Below are 16,869 nucleotides of genomic sequence, written 5' to 3'. Positions count from 1 at the left end.
TTGATGTTGGCCGACGTCAAATTCCACGGCTTCGGGGGCCGCGTTGAAGGTCTTCATCAGCTGGTCGAAACCGCGGAGCAAAGTCATCGCCGAGCGCCTCCACGCCTGGCTTCCCGACCTGCTCCACGAAATCGAGCCGTGGATGTCGAGCATGGATATCGACCAAGGTCAGCAGTGGGCGATCGAACTCCTCGGGGAGCTCCGCGAAAAAGACGCACACGGCATCATCTGCGTCACGCCGGAGAATCGGACCGAGCCTTGGCTGAATTTCGAGGCAGGGGCGTTGGCCGGATCGTTGGCCGGAAACAATGTGACGCCCGTTCTCTTCGGTCTGGCACCGGCCGATCTCAGTGGCCCGCTGTCGCACTTTCAGCACGCGTCTCTGACGAGCATGGAAGAGATGCGCAGACTCGTCGGAACCCTGAACTCCCGGTGCCGGCGACCGCTGGACGACGTGCGCCTCACTCGGCAGTTCCGGCGCGTCTGGCGAGAGCTCGCCGAAGACCTCGCGGCCCTTCCGGACGGCGCCGACGTCGATCCGGCCACCAGCCGACCCCTGAGCGAGAAAATCGATGAGGTACTCGAACGTATCCGCCTGATCGAGAAGGTGAGCTCGCCGAAGATGTCTCCTCTGGGCAGATGGCCGGACCGGGTGACGGTCGTGCTGCCTCCGCACTGGTCCGAGGAGAGCGGGTACGCGGCCGTCAACACCTTGGCGATCGAGTACGACACCACGGTCACGAAGTTTCTCGACGCGATCTATTTCCGCATTTCCGACGAGGTCGACGCGTACACCTATGGCTGGCAATGGGTGCTGCAACGATCCGGTGACGATCGTGTCTTCGACGACCTCGGAGACTCCTGGGAAATTCCCTTCGACAGCTCGCAGGACGTCCGGTCGCTCGTCGACGCCGGCATCGAGCCGGATGACACTCTGGTGGTCCGCAAGCTGAATGTTCCGCCTCAGCCGGAGAAGCGGGCGTAGATCGTCATGACCTTGCGCAGGCCGCGGCGTTCGTAGAAGCGTTCGGCGCCGGTGTTGCCCTCGACGACGTCCAGCATCAGGTCGTGGACACCGCGGGCCTGTAGTTCGGCGTCGACGCGGTCGGCCAGCGCGGTGCCGAGGCCGGTGCCGCGCCAGCCGGGGGCGATCGACAGGGACTGCAGGTGCGCGATGCGGTCACCGGTGACCCAGGTGTCCTCCGGTCCGTCGACGACCTCGACCAGCGCGTAGCCGACCGGGACGTCGCCGGAGTAGGCGACCAGCACGAACGAGCCGGGCCGGGCGAGCCACTCCCGGTACTCGTCGCTCCGGACGCTCCACGACACGTCCGGCGCGTGGTACGCGAGGTCCGGCAGGCCCTTCTGGTGGTGGGCGTGCAGCGCCTTCCAGAGGTGCTCGACGGCGGGGACGAGCTCAGCCCCGCCGAGCAGGATTCTCGGTTCCACCACCGAAGTATGTCCCGGGAGGCACCCCGACCGTACGGTGAAAAGCGGCCACGAACGCGCTGGCCGAGCCGTAGCCGGCGCGGCGGGCGGCGGCCGCCACCGGGTGACCGGTGGCCAGCACCGGCATCGCGGCACGCAGGCGCGCGTGGGTGCGCCAGCGCCCGAACGACAGGCCGGTCTCGGCGAGGAACACGCGCCGCAGCGTGCGTGCGCTGGCGCCGACCGCACGGCCCCACTCGGTCAGCGTCCGGGCGTCGGCCGGGTCCGCGACGATCGCCGCCGCCACCGCGGCCGCGCGGGCGTCCACCGGCAGCGGGAGCGGAATCGCCACCGCCTCCAGCGGCTCGAGCAGGTCGAAGACCACCGCCTCGGCGCGGGCGCGCTCGTCGGACGCGAGCCCGAAATCCGCGAGGTGGTCGAAGAGCGCGGCGAGCAGCGGGGTCACCCCGACGACCGTCGGCTCGGGCCAGTGGATCGGGCACCGCTCGGGCAGGAAGTACGGGCTGCGGTTCCAGGACGGGTCGACCGCCCCGGTGGCGTGCACGAGGCCGGCCGGCACCCAGAGCGCGAGCGCACGCGGCAGGAACCACGTCGACTCGCCGATCCGGACGCTCGCCACGCCCCTCTGCGACCACACCAGCTGGTGCACCTAGTGCCGGTGCGGCGGGAACCACTCGCCGCCGGCCAGCTCGAAGTTCCCCACGACGACGGCGCCACCGTGGCCGTAGCGCGACATGAGTTGGCAACCTAGCGCATCGCGGCCGGACGCGGCGTCGGCTTAGCGTCCGGACCATGCCGATGAACTGGATCCATCGCCGGTTGTGCAGCTCCGACACCTGGTTCGCCAAGGTCGAGGACACGCTGATCCCGTGGGCGCTGAACGGGGTCGAGCTCGGCGCGGACGTGCTGGAGATCGGGCCCGGGTTCGGGGCCACCACCCGGGTGCTGGCGCGCTCGGTGCCGCACCTGACCGCGGTGGAGGTGGACCCGGCGTCGGCCGCGCGGCTGGGGGCCGGGATCCCCGGCGTCCGGGTGGTCACCGGGGACGCCACCGCGCTGGACTTCGCGGACGACTCGTTCGACGCGGTCGTGTGTTTCACGATGCTCCACCACGTGCCGTCGCCGGCCGCGCAGGACCGGTTGTTCGCGGAGGCCCACCGGGTGCTGCGGCCGGGCGGGATCTTCGCCGGGTCGGACAGCCGGTACAGCACGCGGTTCCGGTTCCTCCACGTTTTCGACACGATGGTCGTCGTCGACCCGGATGTACTTCCGGACCGGCTGCGCGCGGCCGGGTTCGACGATCCGGTGGTGACGCCCGTCCCCGGGTCGTTCAAATTCCGCGCCCGGAAAAGTTAACGGCGACTCTCGACAGAGGGGTGTGGGCCGCGTCACGATGCCTGAGCCACTTCCTCCGAGCGCGTGAGGTGTTGCCCGTGTACCCAGGAGCCTATGTCGCCTCCTCCCCCGACAAGCCCGCCGTCGTCATGGAGGACGACAGCGAGGTCCTGACCTACGCCCAGCTGGAAGAACGTTCCGTCCGCCTGGCCAACGCCTTCCGGGACGCGGGCCTGCGTCCCGGTGACGTCGTGGCGTTGCTGACCGAGAACAGCCCGCGGGTCTTCGAGGTCTACTGGGCCTGTTTACGGTCCGGGTTGTATCTGACGTCGGTGAACTGGCACCTCGCGAAACCCGAGGTCGCCTACATCCTCGAGGACTGCGGCGCGTCGGCACTGGTGGTGTCCGAGAGCCTCCTGCCGCTGGTCGAGGGTGAGTTCCCCGCGCTGCACACCCGGATCGTGATCGGCGGGAACTACGAGGAGCTGCTGGCGAGCTCGTCGCCGGAACCACCGGCCGACCAGCCGCGCGGCGGCGACATGCTCTACTCCTCGGGCACCACCGGGCGCCCCAAGGGCATCAAGCCCCACCTGCCCGAACGGCAGGTGCACGAGCCGGGCGACCCGTACGTCGCGGTGTTCGGGCCGCTCTACGGCTTCAACGAGAACTCGGTCTACCTCTCCCCCGCGCCGCTCTACCACGCGGCGCCGCTGCGCTTCGGCATGGTCGTGACGTCGCTCGGCGGCACCGTGGTGGTGATGCCCTCGTTCGACGCCGAGCGGGCGGTGCGGGCGATCGCGCACCACCGGGTGACGCACAGCCAGTGGGTGCCGACGCACTTCGTCCGGATGCTGCGGTTGCCGGTCTCGGTGCGGGGAGGGTTCGATCTGAGCTCGCACAAGACCGCGATCCACGCCGCCGCGCCGTGCCCCGTCGAGGTGAAGCGGCAGATGATCGAGTGGTGGGGGCCGATCCTCGAGGAGTACTACGCCTCCACCGAGGGCGCCGGGGGCACGTTCATCGGCTCCGAGGAGTGGCTGAAGCACCCGGGTTCGGTGGGCAAGCCGATGATCGGCATCCCGCGCATCTGCGACGACGCCGGGCAGGAGGTGCCGATCGGCACTCCCGGGCTCATCTACTTCGAGCGTGACGACCTGCCGTTCGTCTACCACAACGCCCCGGAGAAGACGCGCAGCGCGCAGCACCCGGAGCATCCGACGTGGACGACGGTCGGCGACGTCGGGTACCTCGACGACCAGGGCTACCTGTTCCTGAGCGACCGCAAGGCGTTCACGATCATCTCCGGCGGCGTGAACATCTACCCGCAGGAGATCGAGGACGCGCTGCTCCAGCACCCCGCCGTGCTGGACGTGGCGGTGATCGGGGTGCCGGACGCCGAGTTCGGCGAGTCGGTGCTCGCCGTCGTGCAGCTGGTGGCGTCGGCGTCGCCCGACGACGACACCCGGGCCTCGATCGCCGAGTTCGCCCGGGAGCAGCTCGCCGGGTTCAAGGTGCCGAGGCGCATCGAGTTCACCGACGCACTCCCCCGGACGCCCACCGGCAAACTGGTCAAGGGCAAGCTCCGGGAGGAGTACGCCTGAGTGGCTCCTCCGTGAACCTCACGGCGTGAGGTTCACGGAGGCTTCCGTGGTCTGGACGATGAAGGTCAGGGACTCCTGGAAGTAGAGCTCGATGCTCGTCGCGTCGTGCGAGAGGTAGCCGATCGAGACGTCCTGGCCGAGGTGCAGCTCGAAGTCGCCGCCGCGGGTGGAGAGCACGACCGCGCCGTCGATGGCCGGCGCCCAGATGATCTCGCCGTTGCGCAGCACGCGGGCGATGTGTTCGTGGATCGGGTAGCCGTGGTCGGCGGTCTCGGCCACGGCGGTGTAGGCCTCGGCCGAGAGCAGCAGGCTGTACGGACCGTCCACACCGGCCAGGCGGAGCGCCGTGATCGCCTGCGCGACCGCGTTCGGGTACTCGCGGACGTCGTCCGGCAGCGCGATCGTGGAGTTCGAGCTGCCCGGCCGCAGCCCGGTGATGTTCGCGGCCGCGTAGCCGTCGAGGATCGCGCGGTCCTCGGCGAACGCCAGCGCCTTCGCCGCGTCCTTCACCGGCTGCCAGTCGGAGTCCTTCGCGCCGCGCTCGACGTCGTCCACGGCCTGGCGGTCGACGACGAACGGGATGCGGAACTCGACGATCGGCTGCACGACCCGGGTGCGCGCGAGCACCCCCTCGGCCGGCGCGGCGAGCTCGCTCAGGTGCCCGGTGCCGACGGCGGACAGCTCCTCGCCGGACGGACCGAGCACGTCGACGACCCGCCGGGCGGCGACGTGGCGGGTGAACGTGCGCTTGGCCTCGGTCTCGATGTCGGCCCAGGCGGCGTCGGAGATCGGGGCGAGCTCGCGGTACAGGTTGTTCACGGTGCGGTGCTCCTCTTGAGGCTGCCGATGCGCAGCGAGTGTTCGTCGGCGTTTCCGGGCGGTTCCGGCGCGCCCGGCGGGTCGTCCATCCAGTCGGCGCTGGGAACGAAGAACAGGCTGCCGGTGACCGCGGCGGAGAAGTCGAGGATCCGGTCGGTGACGCCCTCGGGGCGGCCGAGGAACATGTTGCGCAGCATCTGCTCGGTGACGCCCGGCGACTTCGCGTAGCCGATGAAGTACGTACCGAACTCGCCCTGCGCCACCGACCCGAACGGCATGTTGTCGCGGACGATCTGCTGCTCGTTGCCGTCCGCGTCCTCGATCGTGTTCAGCGCGACGTGCGAGTCGGCCGGCTTGACGTCGTCGGCGAGCTCCATGTCGTCGAGCTTGGTGCGGCCGATGATCTTCTCCTGCGCCTCGACGCTCAGCCCGTTCCAGGCGTCCAGGTCGTGGAGGTACTTCTGCACGACGACGTAGCTGCCCCCGGCGAAGTCCGGGTCCTCGTCGCCGATCGCGGCGGCTTCCAGCGCCCCGGCGCCGGTGGGGTTCTCGGTGCCGTCGACGAAGCCCATCAGGTCGCGCTGGTCGAAGTAGCGGAACCCGACGGTCTCGTCGACGATCTCGGCGCTGTCCCCGAGCCGTCGGCGCAGGTGGGTGGCGAGCTCGAAGCAGAGGTCCATGCGGCGGGCCCGGATGTGGAACAGCAGGTCACCGGGCGTCGACGGGGCGGTGTGCTTGCCGGTGAGCTCCCGGAACGGGTGGAGCTCGGCCGGCCGCGGCCCCCCGAAGAGCCGGTCCCAGGCGTCCGACCCGATGCCGGTGACGACGCTCAGCTCGCCCTCGGGTGCGCGGAACCCGACCGAGCGGCCGATGCCCGCGATGTCGGGGACGAGGTCGCGCACGGTGTCCTCACCGCCCGCGCGGATCACCACGACGAGGAAGATCGCCGCCTCGGTGAGCGGTGTGAGCACCGGTTGCGACTCCACCGGCTTGACCATTCGCTTCTCTCCTCCGCCGGACGCCTGCGCCCTCCATCCTGCCGCTAACGCAGGCAAACGCATCAGTCGGGTGACGGCCGATCGGGGACGGCGCGGAGTTTGTCGGGGTTGGCGACGTTGTGGAGGCCGGCGATCCGGCCGGCGTCGTCGAGGTCGAGCGTGAGGGCGGCGACCACCCGGCCGGCGCCGCGGAACACGACGCCCGCGGTGCCGTTGAGGTCGAGGACCTCGGCGCTCATGTCGGCCGGGTCGACGCCCTCGTACGGGCGGGTGGCGACGCCGGCGAACCAGGCCGCGACCCGCTCGGCCCCCACCACCGGGCGCATCGCCTGGCGGACCTTGCCGCCGCCGTCGGTCCAGAGCGTGACGTCGGGCGCGAGCAGTTCGAGCAGCGTGTTCAGGTCGCCGCCGACCGCGGCGGCGAGGAAGCGTTCGGTGACCTCGCGATGGCGCGCGCGGGTGGCGCTGAAGCGGGGGCGGCGGGCCCTGACGTGTTCGCGGGCGCGGTGGGCGGCCTGGCGGACGGTGTCCGGTGACCGGTCGACGGCCTCGGCGATCTCGGCGTGGGTGAAGCCGAACGCCTCGTGCAGGACGAACACCGCCCGTTCGAGCGGGGTGAGGTTCTCCAGCACCAGCAGCAACGCGATCGAGACGTCGTCGGCGGTGTCCGCGGTCGTGACGACGGGTTCCGGGAGCCACGGGCCGAGGTAGGTCTCGCGGCGGGCCTGGCGCGCGCGGAGCCGGTCGATCGCGAGTCGGGTCGTGATCCGCGCCAGGTAGGCCTTGGGGTCGGCGACGTCGGTGCGGTCGGCCGCGGACCACTTCACCCAGGTGTCCTGGACGACGTCCTCGGCGTCGGCGACGGTGCCGAGGATGCGGTAGGCCACCGCGAACAGCAGGCCGCGGTACTCGTCGAACGCGGTCATCGGGTGTACCTCCCACCCCGCCGCCAGCCCAGCACGGCCGTGCGCGGCGCGGTGAGGCTGCGCCCGAACGCCGGCCACGGTGCCGCGCTCACGGTCTCCTTGTACCACCGGGCCGACCGGCCGGTCAGGGCCGCGCGCCTCGGGCTGTCGTCCGGACGGGTGAACTGGACGACCGCGTCGCGGCGGCCCAGGCTGACCGGCACGTGCAGATAGCCGAAGCGGAACGGTTTCGGCGCTCGGCCGTCCAGCACACGCACGATCGCCACCGCCGCCGCGACGCCGGTGGGCATGCCGCTCTGGCACGTGCCGTGCAGGGTGCCGAACGTCTGGCGGACGGCGGCGGCGTCGCCCACCGCGTAGATCTCCGGGTGCGAGACCGAGCGGAGCGTCGCGTCGGTGACGATGCGGTTCCTCCTGTCGACGTCGAGGCCGGCGTCCGCGGCGAGCGGGGCGACGCGGACGCCGCCGGTCCAGAGCACGAGGTCGGCGGGTTCGGGTCCGCCGTCGTCGAGGTGGACGGCGTGCGGGTGCACCGCGCGGACCACGCCGGTGCGGACGCGGACACCGAGGCGGGCCAGCGCGGCCGTGAGGTGCGCGCGTGCTCTCGGACCGAGCGTGGCGCCGGGGGCGTCGCGGCCCAGGAGCGTGACCCGCAGCGCCGGGTGGCTCTCGGCGATCTCCGCCGCGGCCTCGACCCCGGTGAGCCCGCTCCCGCAGACCACGACGCGGCCGGCGCCCAGGGACGCCAGGCGGGTGGCCGTCCGGGTGGCGGAGTCGAGGGTGTCGAGGGTGTCGGCGTGGTCGGTGGCGCCCGGGACGGCGTCGGTGTCGGCGACCGCGCCCAGTGCGTACACGAGCGTGTCGTAGTGGAGTTCGCGCTCGTCGTCGACGCGGACGGTGCGGGCGGCGGCGTCCAGACCGGTGACCCGGCCCCGTACGAACTCGACGCCGGTGCCGGCCAGCAGCGCGGGAATCCGGAACTCGGCCGGGCGCTGCCCGGACGCCACCTGGTGCAGCCGCAGCCGCTCGGTGAACCGCTCGCTCGCGCTGACCAGCGTGACGCGCACGTCGTCCCGCCCGCGCAGCCGCCCGGCGAGGCTCGTCACCGCCGCCAGGCCCGCGTACCCGGCCCCCACCACCATGATCCTGATCATCGTCGCTCGCCTCTCGTGCCGACCGTCACCGTCGAGCGCGAGACGGGGCGCACCCCCGCGGACGTGAACCGCAGTGGCGTGGCTCACACCGGGCAGAATGACCGGCATGAGCGTGACGTCGGCACTGGTGTCGTTCGCCGCGGTCGCGGCCCTGTTGACGGTCGTGCCGGGGCTGGATACCGCGTACGTCCTGCGCACGGCGCTGGTGAGCGGGCGCCGGCCGGCGTTCGCGGCGGCGCTGGGCATCGGCACGGGTGCGCTGGCCTGGGGCGCGGCCGCCGCCGTGGGGGTGTCGGCGCTGCTCACCGCGTCGACGGTGGCATACACCGCACTCCGGGTGGCGGGCGCGGCGTATCTGGTGTGGCTGGGCGTCCAGATGATCCGGTCGACGCTGCGGCGGCGCGAACCGGGCGGGCCCGACGGGCCGGGTGACGCGGTCAGCAGCGTCCGGGCCTGGTGGCGGGGGACGCTGACCAACCTGCTCAACCCCAAGGTCGGGGCGTTCTACCTCGCGGTGATCCCGCAGTTCCTGCCCGAGCAGGCCCCTCCGCTGCTGATGGGGATGGCGCTGGCGCTCGTGCACAACGCCGAGGGGATGCTCTGGTTCACCGCGCTGATCCTTGCCGCGCACGGCGTGCGGGGCTGGCTGCGGCGCCCGTCGGTGCACCGCGCGATCGACCGCGTCACCGGTACGGCCCTGATCGGCTTCGGGCTGAAGCTGGCCGTCTCCCCGCGCTAGCCGGGGCCGGTCAGCGCAGCAGCTGGAGGCCGCCGACGACCTTGTCGACCTGGTTGCGCGGCCCGACCAGGCCGACCGCGTAGTAGGTCAGCTCCTCGTGCGGCGTCGCGGCCAGCGTCGCCTGGTACTCGGTGTAGGCGGTGGCCTGCTGCGCCGCCTGCGGCATGTCGACGACGAGCAGCGCCGGGCGGGCGGCGGCCTTCGTGCGCACCCGGTGCACGGTCCCGGCGTCGGCGCCGAGGATCGAGCAGCCGATGAACGGCAGCGGCTGGTGCTCCAGGCCGGACCCGTCGGCGGTCGCCGGGCCGAGCAGGTCGGGGCGCTGCTGGCCGATCGTCGCCGACAGGCACGCGGCCGCGTTCGCGACCAGCCCGATCGGCAGGTTCCGGTCGACCACGACGACCCACTTCGTGCGCTGCTGGCGGGTGGTGAGCGCGAGCAGCTCCTCGGTCGATGCTTCATCGAGAATGGTCACGGCCGAAACAGTAGGCTGTTGTTTCGCTCCATGGCGCACAGCTCGAACTTCGTTCGATGAATCGGAGAAACAACAGTGATTGATGCGATCGACCGGGCGCTGCTCCGGGAATTGGAGAACGATGCGCGGACGACGAACCGGGACCTCGCGGCCGCGGTCGGGGTGGTGCCGTCGACGTCGCTGCTGCGGGTGCGCGCGCTCCGCGAGACCGGCGTGATCGCGGGCTACCGCGCCGAGATCGACCTGGCCGCGGTGGGGCGGCCGATCCAGGCGTTGATCTCGGTGCGGATCCGGCCGCCGTCGCGGACCGTGATCACCGCGTTCCGGGAGTGGGCGGCGGCGCTGCCGGAGACGATCGGGCTGTTCGTCACCGCCGGCGGGTGGGACTTCCTGATCCACGTCGCGGTGCCCGACAACGACGGGCTCTACGCGTTCGTGATCGACCGGCTCACCGAACGCCGCGAGGTCGCCGACGTCAACACGAGCGTGATCTTCGAACACGTCCGGTCACCGCACGTGGTGTGACCTCCCGGCGGTGCGGCGCAGGCGGCGGAGCGAGGCGTCCAGCAGCACCATCGGGTGGTAGACCGGGATCGGGGTCTCCAGGTGGGCCGAGATCTGGAGCGCGCAGCCGGGGTTGGCGGCGGCGATCACGTCCGCGTTCGCCGCGGCCAGGTTCGCGGCCTTGCGCTTCCCGAGCTCGGCCGCGGCGGCGGGCTGGGTCAGGTTGTAGATGCCGGCCGAGCCGCAGCAGATCTCCCACTCGGCCGGCTCGACGAGCGTCAGCTCCGGGATGCCGCGGAGCAGGCTCCGGGGCTGGGTACGCACGCCCTGGGCGTGGGCGAGGTGGCAGGCGTCGTGGTAGGCCACGCGCATCGGCAGCGAGTGCCGGCGCGCCTGCGGCTCGACCGCGCCGAGCACCTCGTGCACGTCCTTGACCTTCGCCGAGAACGCGGCCGCCCGGGACGCCCACTCCGGGTCGTCGGAGAAGAGGTGTCCGTAGTCCTTCATCGCCGAACCGCAGCCGGCGACGTTGACCGCGACCGTGTCGTAGCCCTCGTAGGCGGCGATCACCTTGCGGGCCTCGACCAGCGCCGACTCCTCGACGCCGCCGTGCAGCTGGAGCGCACCGCAGCAGCGCGGGGCGCGGGGGGCGTGCACCTCGAAACCCTCGGCGGCCAGCACCCGCACGGTCGCCGCGTTGACGTCGCCGAAGAGGGCCCGCTGGATGCAACCCTGCAGGAACGCGATCGTTCCCCGCGGCTCGACCCCCGGCGCGGCGGGGGTCACGCGGGGTAGCTGTCGCACGGTGGCGGCGAGACGCACCGGCGGGGCCAGTGACAGCAGCGCGCGCAGCCGGGACTCCGCCGGGAGCAGCCGGCCCAGGCGGGCGCCGAGCTTTCCGGGCAGCGCCAGCGCGGGCACCAGGGCGCGGACCCGGCCGGGGTGGGTGAAGATGCCGAAGACCAGGGCGCGGAAGGCCCGGTCGGCGGGGGTGCGTGGGACGTTGCGCTCGAGCTGGGGGCGGACCTGCTCGATCAGCCGGTCGTACTGGACGCCGGACGGGCACGCCGTCACGCAGGCCATGCAGCCCAGGCAGCGGTCGAAGTGCGTCTGCAGGGTGGGGCCGACCGCGTCCTCGTGGCCGACACGCATGAGCACGATGCGTCCGCGGGGTGAGTCGGCCTCGTCCTGGAACACCGCGTAGCTGGGGCAGGTGGGCAGACAGAAGCCGCAGTGGACGCAGTCCTTGATCAGCTCGGGGTCCGGCGGGCGGTGCTCGTCCCAGCCGCTCGGCCCCTCGTGCAGCGAGGGCTGGTCACCGCCGGAGGGCAGCACGGTCATCACAGACCTCCTACGAACGCTCCGGGGCGGAAGATCCGCGCCGGGTCGAAGCGGGCCTTCACCCGCTGCTGCACCGCGACGACACCCGCGTCGACGTCGGGCCACGGCGCCGGCACCCGGTCCCCGCCGTCCAGCACGGTCACCGGGGCCGGCGCCAGCAGCCGCCGGACGGTCGCGACGTCGTCCGGGCGCACGTCGGGCCGGGCCAGCCAGGAGAGGCCCAGCGCGGCCCGGGACACCACCGTGGCACCGACGGCGTCGGCGGCGCTGAGGACCGCGGCCAGGTCGGCGGGGCGGTGGGACACCTTCAGCACCGCGCCGGACGGCGACCGCTGCGCGGCGCGCTGGGCGTCCCAGAGCGGCTCGTCGTTCTCGACCACGGTGACGTCCGGCGCGTCGGCCAGCAGGGACGCCACCCGCGTCGCCTGGCTCGTCGCCGTCACGCCACCGAACCGGACCAACAGCTGCCCCGTTCCGGTTCGCCACGTGGCGTCGAGCGACAGGGCCTCGAGCGGACGGCGGGACAGCCCGGCCGCGGCCCGTGCCACCGCGGACGGGTCGGTGAACGTGGCCACCGCCGTGGCGGTGCCGGTCGGCAGCGGGTGCAGCCGCACCGCGACCTCCGCGACCAGCCCCAGCGTGCCGAACGACCCGGTGAACAGCTTCCCGAGGTCGTAACCGGCGACGTTCTTGATGACCTTGCCGCCGGACCGGGCGACGGTGCCGTCGGAGAGCACGAGCGTCACGCCGATCACCAGGTCGCGGACGCCGCCGTAGCGGTGACGCGCGGGCCCGGAGTCGGCGGTGGCGACGAGGCCACCGATCGTGCCGCCGGGCGACGGGTCCAGCGCGAGCCACTGCCCGGCGGAGGCGAACGTCTTCTGGGCGTCGGCGAGCGGGACACCGCACTCCAGGACCGCGGTGAAGTCGCCGGGATTGTGCTCGAGGATCCGGTTGAGGCCGGTGGTGGGCAGATCGTCGCCGCCGGAACTCCCGCCCCACCCCGCGCGACTCGCGGACCCCACCGGCCGCACCGCCGTGCCCGCCGCGCCCAGCGAACGCAGCACGTCGGCAGCTTCCGCCACGGTGGTGAACATCAGAACCGCTCCGCCAGCCCGGCGGCCTCCATCGGGTGCTGCCGGTACGGGCCCGGCACCTCACCGCAGAGCCGCGGCGTCGGCATCACCTTGCCCGGGTTGGCCAGGCCCGCCGGGTCGAACGCGCAGCGCAGCCGCTGGAACGCGTCCAGATCGGAGGGAGCGAACATCTTCGCCATGTGTTTGCGCTTGTCGACGCCGACGCCGTGCTCGCCGGTGATCGAGCCGCCCGCGTCCAGGCAGACCTGCAGGATCGCCCCGGCCAGCTCCTCGGCCCTGGCCGCCTCGCCGGGGACCCGGCCGTCGTAACAGACCAGCGGGTGCAGGTTGCCGTCCCCGGCGTGGAACACGTTCGCGACGGTCAGCCCGGCCTCGGTGGCCAGCGCCTCGATCCGTTCCAGCACCTCGGGCAGCGTGGTGCGCGGGATGACCCCGTCCTGCACGAAGTAGTTCGGCGAGATCCGCCCCATCGCCGGGAACGCGGCCTTGCGTGTCTTCCAGAACAGCGCGCGCTCGACGTCGTCCCGGCTGACCCGCACGTCGTCGGAGCCGCACCGCTCGCAGATCGCCACCACGTCGGTGAAGAGCGCCTCGCACTCGTCCTCGGCGCCGTCGAGCTCCACCAGCAGCGCGGCGCCGCGCCCGACCGGGTAGCCCGCGTGCGCCATCCGCTCGGCGGCGTCGATCGTCACCGCGTCCATCATCTCGATCGCGCCCGGCACGACCCCGGCACGCACGATCTCCGAGACCGCCTCGCCGGCCGCGTGCGTGGAGTCGAAGAACGCGACGAGCGTCCGCACGGCCTCCGGCGACGGCACGATACGCAGCCAGATCTTCGTCGCGACGCCGAGCGTGCCCTCGGACCCGACGAACGCGCCGAGCAGGTCGTAGCCGGGGGTGTCGAGCCCCTCCCCACCCAGGCGCACCAGCTCACCGTCGGTCAGGACGACGTCCAGGCCGGTGACGTAGTTCGTCGTGAAGCCGTACTTGAAGCAGTGCGCCCCGCCGGAGTTCTCGGCCACGTTGCCGCCGATCGAGCACACGATCTGGCTGGACGGGTCGGGCGGGTAGAAGAAGTCGGGCCCGACCGCCGCGGACACCGCCGCGTTGGTGACGCCGGGTTCCACGCAGACCCGGGCGTTCTCCAGGTCCACCTCGAGGATGCGGTTGAGCCTGGTCAGCACGATCAGGACGCCGTCGGCGACCGGGAGCGCGCCGCCGGAGAGGCCCGAACCGGCGCCGCGGGCCACCCAGGGCACCCCGGCCTCGGCGCAGAGCCGCACGACCTCGCGCACCTCGTCACCGGACCCGGGATGCACCGCCACCCGGGGCAGCTCGCGGTACTGGAGCAGGCCGTCGGACTCGTACGTGCGGAGTTCGTGCGTGTCGGTATAGGTCCAGTCGGCCCCTACGACCTGCTGCAACGCTGCGACGAGGTCCATCGTCCGACGTTAACTCCCCACGGGCGCTCATGTCGTCGGTTTATGGGGCTCCGAGTGGGTCCAGTCGGCCAGCAGCGTCCGGAGCGCGGTGATCAGCGAGAGCGGCTGGTCGATCATCACGTGGTGGGCGGCGAGCGGAATCTCAACGACGGGCACCACCCGGCCGAGCCGCTCGGCGATGCGTTCGCCCATGTCGAGCGGCACCAGGCCGTGCTCGGCGCGGAACACGGCCACCCGGCACCGGGGTAGTTCGAGCGGAACGGGCCGTCCCCGCCCCCGGAACACGTTCGGGTCGAACTTCCAGGTCCAGTCGCCGTCGATCGTCCGCAGCGACGTCTCGGCGATGTGCGCGTAGATCGCCGGGTCGTTCCCGTCCTGCTCCGGGATCAGCTTGAAGCGCGTCAGCGCGGCCTCCCGGCTCGGATAGCGGCGCAGCGGGCCGAACGCCTGCTGCGCGCCGGCCGCCTGCTCCTCGGGCTGGTCCTCCCAGAACGGGGTGTCGACGGCGACCGCGCCGGCCAGCTCGGTGCCGCGCAGCCGGGCGGCGGTGATCGCCACCATGCCGCCCATGCTGTGGCCGATGACCAGCGGGTGCGGGCCGGCCCCGCCGTGCGCGGCGACCGCGAGCACCTCGTCGGCCCAGCGCGCCATCAGGTACTCGTCGCGCCGGCCACTGTCGCCGTGGCCGGAGAGGTCGAGCGCGACCACGCGGCGGTCGCCGGAGAAGAACGGGGCGATGTGGTCCCACCAGCGGCTGTGCGCGGCGCCGCCGTGGACGAGCACGATGCCGTTCTCGTTGCCGGGCTTGCCCCAGGCGCGGTAGTGGATCGCCACCCCGTCCACGTCGACGACGCCGAGCTCGGCCTCCGTTCCCAGCGCGTCGGCGACCCAGTCCACGGTCATGTGCCCTCCTCGGTGGTGCGTGGCTCCACTCAACCATCTGACGGCCGGGCCTCGGCAAACACGTCCATTCGCGTCGGTAGAACCTGTTACAGTTTCGCGCATGATTCTGGACCGGTTCCGGCTGGACGGGAAGGTCGCGGTGGTCACCGGGGCAGGGCGGGGCATCGGCGCGGCCACCGCGCTGGCCCTGGCCGAAGCCGGCGCCGACGTGCTGATCTCGGCCCGCACCGAGGACGACCTGCGCGCGGTCGCCGACCGCATCGCCACCACGGGCCGCAAGGCCGCGCTCGTCGTGGGCGACCTGAGCGACCTCGACCTGGTCGCGAGCCTCTCCGAGCGCGCCGTCGACGCGTTCGGGCGCCTCGACGTCGTCGTGAACAACGTCGGCGGCGAGATGCCACGGCCGCTGATGAAGACCAGCGTCCGCCGCCTCGAGTCGTCGTTCCACTTCAACGTCTCCACCGCGCACGCGCTCACCACCGCCGCGGTGCCCGCGCTGCTGGAGACCGGCGGCGCGATCGTCAACATCTCGTCGGTGATGGGCCGGCTCCCGGCCCGCGGTTACGCCGCCTACGGCACCGCGAAGGCCGCGCTGGCCCACTACACACGCATCGCCGCCGCCGACCTCGCGCCGCGCGTCCGGGTGAACGCGATCGCGGTCGGCTCGATCGCCACCTCGGCACTAGAACTCGTTCTCGGCAACGACGAGCTGCGGACGACGATGGAGCAGAACACCCCGCTGAAACGCATCGGCGACGCCGAGGACATCGCGGCCGCCGTGGTCTACCTCTCCTCCCCCGCCGGCGCGTACGTCACCGGCGCGATCCTCCAGGTCGACGGCGGCCTGCGCACCCCGAATCTCGACCTCGGCCTGCCCGACCTCTGAGGGGAAAGCCATGACTCTTCGCGTGGTGCAATGGAGCACCGGCAACGTCGGGCGGCACACGATCGCCGGCCTCGACGCCCGTCCCGACCTGGAGCTGGCCGGCGTCTGGGTGTCCAGCCCGGCCAAGGTGGGCCGCGACGCCGGTGAACTCGCCGGGCTCGGGCGTTCCCTGGGGGTGGCCGCCACCGACGACGCCGACGCCCTGCTCGCCCTGCACCCCGACTGCGTCGTCTACACCGCGATGGCCGACGACCGCCTGCCCGACGCGATCGCCGACCTCACCCGCTTCCTGCGCGCCGGCGTCAACGTCGTGTCGTCCGGGCCGGTGTTCCTGCAGTACCCCGACGGCGTGGTGCCCGACGGCCTGACCGACCCGATCCGCGCGGCCGCGCGCGAGGGTGGCGCCTCGCTCTGGGTCAACGGCATCGACCCCGGCTTCGCCAACGACTGGATGGCGCTGACCCTCACCAGCCTGTCCGAGCGCATCGACGAGGTCCGCTGCCTGGAGATCCTCGACTACTCGACGTACGACAACCCGACCGTGCTCTTCGACATCATGGGCTTCGGCAAGCCCCTGATCGAGGATGACGTACCGATGCTGCTGCGGCCGGGTGTGCTCGGCATCGCCTGGGGTTCGGTGGTCCGGCAACTAGCCGCTGGACTCGGGGTGGAACTGGACGCCGTGGAATCCGACTGGACCCGCCTCCCCGCACCCGAAGACTTCGACATCCCGTCCGGGCCGATCAAAAAAGGCACCACGGCCGCACTCCGCTTCGAAGTCCGCGGCATGCGAAACGGCCGCCCGGTGTGCGTGCTGGAACACGTCACGCGCCTGCGCCCGGACCTCGGGCCCCACTGGCCGCAACCCACCGGCCAAGGCGGGTATCGGGTCGTCGTGACCGGCGAACCCAACTACACACTCGACATGACCATGCTCGCGTCCGACGGCGACCACAACACCGCCGGCCTCAAAGCCACCGCCATGCGCCTGGTCAACGCCATCCCCGCCGTCTTCGCCGCACCACCCGGGCTGCTCACCGCCCTCGACCTGCCCCTCGTCACCGGCCGAGGCCTCGTCCGCCCCTGACTCGACAACGTCAAGACGTCCGCTCCGTGTCGACACTCGAGCCGACCGAGTACTTAGTAGCCCGTGATCGTTCCTCGCCGGTGCCCAATAGCCGCGCCAACTCCGGCAACCGT

The 16,869-nt window shown here is 72.1% G+C and carries 18 protein-coding genes; 7 read left to right on the top strand and 11 right to left on the bottom strand.

Annotation, left to right across the window (positions count from 1 at the left end; all coding sequences use genetic code 11):
* The first annotated feature begins 43 nt into the window (after window positions 1-43).
* A complete protein-coding gene (locus ABD437_RS03345; protein WP_344647236.1) occupies window positions 44-985 on the top strand; it encodes a TIR domain-containing protein in 942 nt (313 codons plus the stop codon).
* Here the strand turns inward: ABD437_RS03345 and ABD437_RS03340 are convergent.
* Both ABD437_RS03340 and ABD437_RS03335 read right to left on the bottom strand, forming a co-directional pair.
* Window positions 964-1,449, bottom strand: coding sequence for a GNAT family N-acetyltransferase (locus ABD437_RS03340; RefSeq protein WP_344647235.1), 486 nt, complete (start codon window positions 1,447-1,449; stop codon window positions 964-966). The two genes, ABD437_RS03345 and ABD437_RS03340, sit on opposite strands and share 22 nt — an antisense overlap.
* On the bottom strand, window positions 1,418-2,068 hold the full coding sequence (locus tag ABD437_RS03335) for a helix-turn-helix transcriptional regulator (protein WP_344647234.1): 651 nt from the start codon (window positions 2,066-2,068) through the stop codon (window positions 1,418-1,420). Before ABD437_RS03335 ends, ABD437_RS03340 begins: the two co-directional genes overlap by 32 nt.
* A 173-nt stretch (window positions 2,069-2,241) precedes the next feature.
* Here ABD437_RS03335 and ABD437_RS03330 point away from each other — a divergent pair, with 173 nt between their 5' ends.
* Together ABD437_RS03330 and ABD437_RS03325 are read left to right on the top strand one after the other, a co-directional pair.
* On the top strand, window positions 2,242-2,805 hold the full coding sequence (locus ABD437_RS03330) for a class I SAM-dependent methyltransferase (RefSeq protein ID WP_344647233.1): 564 nt from the start codon (window positions 2,242-2,244) through the stop codon (window positions 2,803-2,805).
* Between the two features lie 77 nt (window positions 2,806-2,882).
* A complete protein-coding gene (locus ABD437_RS03325; protein ID WP_344647232.1) occupies window positions 2,883-4,385 on the top strand; it encodes an acyl-CoA synthetase in 1,503 nt (500 codons plus the stop codon).
* An 18-nt stretch (window positions 4,386-4,403) separates the two neighbouring features.
* Here the strand turns inward: ABD437_RS03325 and ABD437_RS03320 are convergent, their stop codons facing one another.
* From ABD437_RS03320 to ABD437_RS03305, 4 genes are all read right to left on the bottom strand, one after another.
* Window positions 4,404-5,204: a family 1 encapsulin nanocompartment shell protein gene (locus ABD437_RS03320; RefSeq protein WP_344647231.1), complete on the bottom strand. Its 801-nt coding sequence runs from the start codon at window positions 5,202-5,204 to the stop codon at window positions 4,404-4,406.
* On the bottom strand, window positions 5,201-6,202 hold the full coding sequence (locus ABD437_RS03315; protein ID WP_344647230.1) for a Dyp-type peroxidase: 1,002 nt from the start codon (window positions 6,200-6,202) through the stop codon (window positions 5,201-5,203). Before ABD437_RS03315 ends, ABD437_RS03320 begins: the two co-directional genes overlap by 4 nt.
* 62 nt (window positions 6,203-6,264) lie before the next feature.
* Complete coding sequence (locus ABD437_RS03310) at window positions 6,265-7,128, bottom strand: RNA polymerase sigma-70 factor (RefSeq protein WP_344647229.1); 864 nt, start codon at window positions 7,126-7,128, stop codon at window positions 6,265-6,267.
* Complete coding sequence (locus tag ABD437_RS03305; protein ID WP_344647228.1) at window positions 7,125-8,282, bottom strand: NAD(P)/FAD-dependent oxidoreductase; 1,158 nt, start codon at window positions 8,280-8,282, stop codon at window positions 7,125-7,127. The genes ABD437_RS03310 and ABD437_RS03305 overlap by 4 nt, the downstream gene beginning before the upstream one ends.
* A 106-nt stretch (window positions 8,283-8,388) precedes the next feature.
* Between ABD437_RS03305 and ABD437_RS03300 the strand changes: the two genes are divergently transcribed.
* Window positions 8,389-9,021: a LysE family translocator gene (locus ABD437_RS03300; RefSeq protein WP_344647227.1), complete on the top strand. Its 633-nt coding sequence runs from the start codon at window positions 8,389-8,391 to the stop codon at window positions 9,019-9,021.
* A gap of 10 nt (window positions 9,022-9,031) precedes the next feature.
* Here the strand turns inward: ABD437_RS03300 and ABD437_RS03295 are convergent, their stop codons facing one another.
* On the bottom strand, window positions 9,032-9,496 hold the full coding sequence (locus tag ABD437_RS03295) for a DUF2000 domain-containing protein (protein ID WP_344647226.1): 465 nt from the start codon (window positions 9,494-9,496) through the stop codon (window positions 9,032-9,034).
* 78 nt (window positions 9,497-9,574) lie between these two features.
* Here ABD437_RS03295 and ABD437_RS03290 point away from each other — a divergent pair, with 78 nt between their 5' ends.
* Window positions 9,575-10,021 (top strand): Lrp/AsnC ligand binding domain-containing protein, encoded by a 447-nt coding sequence (locus tag ABD437_RS03290; RefSeq protein ID WP_035862236.1) that lies wholly within the window; start codon window positions 9,575-9,577, stop codon window positions 10,019-10,021.
* Here the strand turns inward: ABD437_RS03290 and ABD437_RS03285 are convergent.
* The 4 genes from ABD437_RS03285 to ABD437_RS03270 are packed head-to-tail and all read right to left on the bottom strand — an operon-like array spanning window position 10,004 to window position 14,783.
* Window positions 10,004-11,341, bottom strand: a complete 1,338-nt coding sequence (locus ABD437_RS03285; RefSeq protein ID WP_344647225.1) for a (Fe-S)-binding protein — start codon at window positions 11,339-11,341, stop codon at window positions 10,004-10,006. The two genes, ABD437_RS03290 and ABD437_RS03285, sit on opposite strands and share 18 nt — an antisense overlap.
* Window positions 11,341-12,438, bottom strand: a complete 1,098-nt coding sequence (locus tag ABD437_RS03280) for an FAD-binding oxidoreductase (protein WP_344647224.1) — start codon at window positions 12,436-12,438, stop codon at window positions 11,341-11,343. The genes ABD437_RS03285 and ABD437_RS03280 overlap by 1 nt, the downstream gene beginning before the upstream one ends.
* On the bottom strand, window positions 12,438-13,880 hold the full coding sequence (locus tag ABD437_RS03275; RefSeq protein WP_344647223.1) for an FAD-linked oxidase C-terminal domain-containing protein: 1,443 nt from the start codon (window positions 13,878-13,880) through the stop codon (window positions 12,438-12,440). The genes ABD437_RS03280 and ABD437_RS03275 overlap by 1 nt, the downstream gene beginning before the upstream one ends.
* Window positions 13,881-13,907: 27 nt before the next feature.
* Window positions 13,908-14,783 (bottom strand): alpha/beta fold hydrolase, encoded by an 876-nt coding sequence (locus tag ABD437_RS03270; RefSeq protein WP_344647222.1) that lies wholly within the window; start codon window positions 14,781-14,783, stop codon window positions 13,908-13,910.
* A gap of 100 nt (window positions 14,784-14,883) precedes the next feature.
* On the opposite strand from ABD437_RS03270, the gene ABD437_RS03265 reads away from it, so the two are divergent.
* A complete protein-coding gene (locus tag ABD437_RS03265) occupies window positions 14,884-15,669 on the top strand; it encodes an SDR family oxidoreductase (RefSeq protein WP_344647221.1) in 786 nt (261 codons plus the stop codon).
* A gap of 10 nt (window positions 15,670-15,679) precedes the next feature.
* Window positions 15,680-16,756 carry an NAD(P)H-dependent amine dehydrogenase family protein gene (locus ABD437_RS03260; protein WP_344647220.1) on the top strand — a complete coding sequence of 359 codons (1,077 nt, stop codon included), beginning with the start codon at window positions 15,680-15,682 and terminating at the stop codon, window positions 16,754-16,756.
* Window positions 16,757-16,869 lie beyond the last annotated feature (113 nt).

It is taken from the genome of Cryptosporangium japonicum, from assembly GCF_039524755.1.
Lineage (GTDB): Bacteria > Actinomycetota > Actinomycetes > Mycobacteriales > Cryptosporangiaceae > Cryptosporangium > Cryptosporangium japonicum.
This window is presented reverse-complemented; position numbering and strand designations above follow the sequence as displayed.

Excerpts from the sequence above, each read along its gene's own strand:
- ABD437_RS03330 (WP_344647233.1), top strand. The coding sequence starts at position 2,242 with ATGCCGATGAACTGGATCCATCGCCGGTTGTGCAGCTCCGACACCTGG.
- ABD437_RS03315 (WP_344647230.1), bottom strand. The coding sequence starts at position 6,202 with ATGGTCAAGCCGGTGGAGTCGCAACCGGTGCTCACACCGCTCACCGAG.
- ABD437_RS03310 (WP_344647229.1), bottom strand. The coding sequence starts at position 7,128 with ATGACCGCGTTCGACGAGTACCGCGGCCTGCTGTTCGCGGTGGCCTAC.
- ABD437_RS03305 (WP_344647228.1), bottom strand. The coding sequence starts at position 8,282 with ATGATCAGGATCATGGTGGTGGGGGCCGGGTACGCGGGCCTGGCGGCG.
- ABD437_RS03300 (WP_344647227.1), top strand. The coding sequence starts at position 8,389 with ATGAGCGTGACGTCGGCACTGGTGTCGTTCGCCGCGGTCGCGGCCCTG.
- ABD437_RS03285 (WP_344647225.1), bottom strand. The coding sequence starts at position 11,341 with ATGACCGTGCTGCCCTCCGGCGGTGACCAGCCCTCGCTGCACGAGGGG.
- ABD437_RS03280 (WP_344647224.1), bottom strand. The coding sequence starts at position 12,438 with ATGTTCACCACCGTGGCGGAAGCTGCCGACGTGCTGCGTTCGCTGGGC.
- ABD437_RS03275 (WP_344647223.1), bottom strand. The coding sequence starts at position 13,880 with ATGGACCTCGTCGCAGCGTTGCAGCAGGTCGTAGGGGCCGACTGGACC.
- ABD437_RS03270 (WP_344647222.1), bottom strand. The coding sequence starts at position 14,783 with ATGACCGTGGACTGGGTCGCCGACGCGCTGGGAACGGAGGCCGAGCTC.
- ABD437_RS03265 (WP_344647221.1), top strand. The coding sequence starts at position 14,884 with ATGATTCTGGACCGGTTCCGGCTGGACGGGAAGGTCGCGGTGGTCACC.
- ABD437_RS03260 (WP_344647220.1), top strand. The coding sequence starts at position 15,680 with ATGACTCTTCGCGTGGTGCAATGGAGCACCGGCAACGTCGGGCGGCAC.